This window comes from Actinocrinis sp. (genome assembly GCF_035605935.1).
In the GTDB taxonomy this organism is placed as follows: domain Bacteria; phylum Actinomycetota; class Actinomycetes; order Streptomycetales; family Catenulisporaceae; genus Actinocrinis.
Genome location: NZ_DATNGK010000121.1, coordinates 1 through 3,828, shown reverse-complemented (window position 1 = coordinate 3,828; position 3,828 = coordinate 1). Strand labels below are relative to the sequence as shown.

General features: G+C 68.6%; 3 protein-coding genes and 1 pseudogene. 3 read left to right on the top strand and 1 reads right to left on the bottom strand.

Annotated elements, in window-relative coordinates; translation table 11 throughout:
• A pseudogene (locus tag VN779_RS10675) lies at nt 1-1,004 on the bottom strand (hypothetical protein); the annotation flags it as partial.
• A gap of 99 nt (nt 1,005-1,103) precedes the next feature.
• Here VN779_RS10675 and VN779_RS10670 point away from each other — a divergent pair.
• The 3 genes from VN779_RS10670 to VN779_RS10660 all read left to right on the top strand — a co-directional run bounded on the left by VN779_RS10670 (nt 1,104) and on the right by VN779_RS10660 (nt 3,676).
• On the top strand, nt 1,104-1,667 hold the full coding sequence (locus VN779_RS10670) for an RNA polymerase sigma factor (protein WP_325722307.1): 564 nt from the start codon (nt 1,104-1,106) through the stop codon (nt 1,665-1,667).
• On the top strand, nt 1,664-2,848 hold the full coding sequence (locus tag VN779_RS10665; protein ID WP_325722306.1) for a hypothetical protein: 1,185 nt from the start codon (nt 1,664-1,666) through the stop codon (nt 2,846-2,848). Before VN779_RS10670 ends, VN779_RS10665 begins: the two co-directional genes overlap by 4 nt.
• Before the next feature lie 207 nt (nt 2,849-3,055).
• On the top strand, nt 3,056-3,676 hold the full coding sequence (locus tag VN779_RS10660) for a cation diffusion facilitator family transporter (protein ID WP_325722305.1): 621 nt from the start codon (nt 3,056-3,058) through the stop codon (nt 3,674-3,676).
• The last annotated feature ends 152 nt before the right edge of the window (nt 3,677-3,828 follow it).

Here is a 3,828-nt window from a genome sequence, read left to right as displayed (position 1 = left end):
CGCGGCTTGTTGCCCAGGCTGAAGGTGGAGGAGTAGTCGTAGTAGACCAGCGCCGCCGTCCGCGGATGCGTCCTCACCCAGTTGAACACCTGGCTGACGAAGGTGGGATCGTCGATGCCCCAGGGCGCCCACTCGCCCAGGATGAACGGCTTTCCGTAGTTGTAGAGCGGCTGCATGCCCTTCCAGTAGGCCCTGAAGTCCTGGTCGTAGAGGTCGTCGCCGACGTAGTCGACGTACCGCGCGCCCGGCCAGTAGTCGTGCGGCTGGTTGCCTCGCACGTTCGGCGCGCCGGCGCCCTGCGGGTTCCAGACCATGGCCACCAGCCCGCTGGGTGTGATTCCGGCGACCGGCAGCGGCGCCTGCAGCTGTCGCAGGCCGGCGGCGTGAAGGGCGGCGTTGATCTCCGCTCTGGTGCCGCCGCGCATGATGATCGCGATCCGCCGGAAGGCCTTCTTGTAGTTGCCGGTGGAGTAGGCGGCGCCACGATGCGTGCCGTTCGCGTTGAACGCGCAGTACGACATCCAGTAGCCGTTCATCTCCTGCATCGGACGGATCCAGACCGGCACGCCCGCGGCGTTGGCCTGGCTCGAGTAGGACAGGTAGATGCTGTCGGCCTTGCCGTTTGCCAGCGAGCCCGGCGACAGCTTGCGGCGGTCGGACACGCGTGTCACACCCAGCGTGATCATGGCGATCCTGTGAGAGGAGGTGGCCTTGGCGATCTGCGTGCTGAAACCGTGCCACCTGACCCAGGATCCACCCAGCATGTCGAACATCAACCAGACGTCATGGTGATGGCGGGTGAGGCGGTCAAAGGCGCCGGGATCCTTGCTGCCGATGCCGAGTCGTGTGTGGCCGACGGGCGGCATTCCCGGCGGCGGCGCTCCGGCGGCCAGCGCCTGTCCGCCCACGCCGAGCATCGCCGCAACGCAGCAGGTACCGACCAGACGACGCGCAAGGAGCCTCATGCTGGGGTTCTTATCGGCCGTGGGGGCGGGTTTCGGCATTACCCATTCTGACCATCCGGCGGGTGATAGAGATGAACGGTGAGTGCCGCCGGCCCCCGGCGGTGTAACGATGGGACGTCTGCCGGCGAGAGGTGGGTGATGGCCGGACCAGCTGACGCGCACGATCGGGATGTTCGAGCTGCCGAGCGATTCGAGGAGCTGTTTCGCCGTCACCATCGGGCGGTGGCGGCGTACGCGCGGCGTCGTGCCCAGGGGGATACGTCCGACGACGTCGTCGCAAGCACCTTCCTGGTCGCCTGGCGACGACTCGGCGAGGTGCCGGCCGATTCGCTGCCGTGGCTCCTGGCCGTCGCCCGAAACGTGATCGCCACCCAGCAGCGAGGGTCGCGACGGCGAGGCGCGCTTCGTCAGCGCCTGGAGCGCGCGGACGGCAGCGCGTCACCATCCGCGGCCGAGGAATCCGCCGGCCGGGTGGCGGCCGCGCTCGGACGCCTGCCGGAGACCGACCGCGAAGCGATCACGTTGATCGCCTGGGAAGGCCTGCGACCGGGCGAGGCGGCAACGGTGCTCGGCCAGTCCCCGGCCGCATTCCGGGTCCGACTGCACCGCGCCAAGCGCCGTCTCCGCCGCGAGCTCGATCGCGCCGGGCAGGCCGACCCGCACCCCCAACACCCGTCCGTAGTCAAGGAGATCGCACCATGACCACGACCAGACGCACCCGCGATGCAGACCTGATGGAACTCGTCCGCGGCGTCGACCCGCTCGAGGGCGACGTCCACCCGGCGACGGACGCAGCCGCCGAGGCGCTGCTCCGAGAGATCCTGGCCGTACCACGCCCGGAGCACTCTCCCGGCACCCGGCGCAGCAGGACGGTGGCCGTTCGGCTCGCCGCCGTGGGGGGAGCCGCCGCTGTTTCGCTCGTCGCGATCACCGCCATCACCGGCGAAGACCGGGGAGGAGTCGTTCCTGCCTCGGCCGCGGTCGTCCGGCATGCGCTCGCCGCCGCGGCCCAGCCCCCGGGCACGATCCTGCACGTCGACATGCGGGGAACTCAGAACAACGGCGACGGCACGTCGATCACCTGGCGGGACGAGAGCTGGCAGGGGAGCGGTGCTGCTGACGACCGCCGCCAGGTCGAGACCAACCCCGACGGTACCACCGCCGAGAGCGCGAACGTGGGGGATACCGAGCAGGTGTACGACCCCGCCACCAACACCATCTACGCCAGCACCACGACCGCAAACAGCGCCAAGCCGGAGGCCCAACGCAACTATCGGATCTCTCCGGGACCGACCGCAAACACCTACGTGGTGCGACTCATGGTCTTCCGAGTTGCTCCCGGACACGGGTACAGGATCGTCCCTGGCCGCGGCCAGAAGTATCGGCTCGTCGTCACGGCAAGCCAGGCCAAGGCGCTCAAGGACAGAAGCGCGATGATCAAGTGGGTGCGTGCACCGCGCAGCGCTGCCACGCTCAACGGATACCGGCCTGCCGTCGTCCCGGCGCGGGCCGCCGCAGCGTCGCCGGACTGTTCCGACTTCGGATCGCAGGATTACGGCGATCAGATCCTCACCATGCTCCGTTCCTGCGGCGCCCACCTCGTCGGCAACGCGACCATCGCCGGCCGTGACACGCTCGAGCTCCGCTCCCAGGACGGCCACATCACCTACTACGTCGACACGAGCAGCTACGCCCCCGTCCAGCTCGACACCACCGGCACCGACGGCGGTACCAGCCTCCGCTTCACCAAGTACGAATTGCTGCCTGGGAGCGACGCCAACGAGGCCCTGCTCAGCCTCACCGCCCAGCACCCTTCCGCGACCGTCGACCGAAACCAGGCTGATTACGTGGCGGCCGAGAAGCGCCTGTTCCCCAACGGCTGACATCGCTCGGGGCGGCGGCGACGCATTCTGCAACGGATGGGCGTAGGCTCTTGATAGGTCACGGCTTCGGCTCCCGACGGCAGTACGCCGCGACTCCGCCAGTTGAGCCCTTGGGAGGGGGCGGCTGGTGATGTGCGTCGTCACTGCACAGGAGCCGTAGGCGGCGCACACACACTCTCTCCTGACTCTGTTCAGTACGCTGAGAACATGGCAACGCTCGCCGATCCGCGACTGCATCTTGAGCGCCGAGCCCGACGCCTCGCCTGGGGCGGGAACGCCTGGCACCTGGTCGAGTTCGCCATTGCCATCGGTGCCGGAATCTCGGCAGGCTCGATCGCCCTCGTGGCCTTCGGGATCGACAGCCTGATCGAGTTCGCCGCAGGTGGCGTGATCGTCTGGCTGTTCTCAGGGGGGCGCGGCGCATCGCAGCCGGCGGAGCGGCGAGCGCAGCAGTTGATCGCGCTGTCGTTCTTCGTGCTGGCGGTCTACGTCGTGATCGAGTCCGTCCGCGCATTCGCGGGAGCGCACCCCGAGGCAAGCTGGGTCGGCATCGGCCTGGCGGCGGTGACCGCGCCGACGATGCCTCTTCTTGCGCGCGCCAAACGGCGCGTCGGGCACCAACTCGGGTCACGCGCCACCGTGAGCGAGGGTAGCCAGAACATGCTGTGCGCCTACCTGTCGGTCGCGCTGCTTGTGGGTCTTGGTGCCAACGCGCTCCTGGGATGGTGGTGGGCTGACCCGCTGGCAGGACTTGTGATCGCGGCAGCCGCCGTCAAGGAGGGCCGGGAGGCGTGGCGCGGCGAGGCTTGCAGCGATGGCTGCTGCTGAAGCCCACAACAGGGCATATTCGGTGATGATGCCTGGGTGCCGCTCGCGTTGATGCTTGCAACCCTGAGCGATCGCCGAGATTTCGGCGACGACTGGCTGCTCGAACGAAAGTTCGACGGCGAGCGCTGCGTCGCGTGCAAGACCGGGTCCGA

What these genes read in the sequence shown, in the direction of transcription:
- VN779_RS10670 (WP_325722307.1), top strand. Translation starts at nt 1,104, where the DNA reads ATGGCCGGACCAGCTGACGCGCACGATCGGGATGTTCGAGCTGCCGAG.
- VN779_RS10665 (WP_325722306.1), top strand. Translation starts at nt 1,664, where the DNA reads ATGACCACGACCAGACGCACCCGCGATGCAGACCTGATGGAACTCGTC.
- VN779_RS10660 (WP_325722305.1), top strand. Translation starts at nt 3,056, where the DNA reads ATGGCAACGCTCGCCGATCCGCGACTGCATCTTGAGCGCCGAGCCCGA.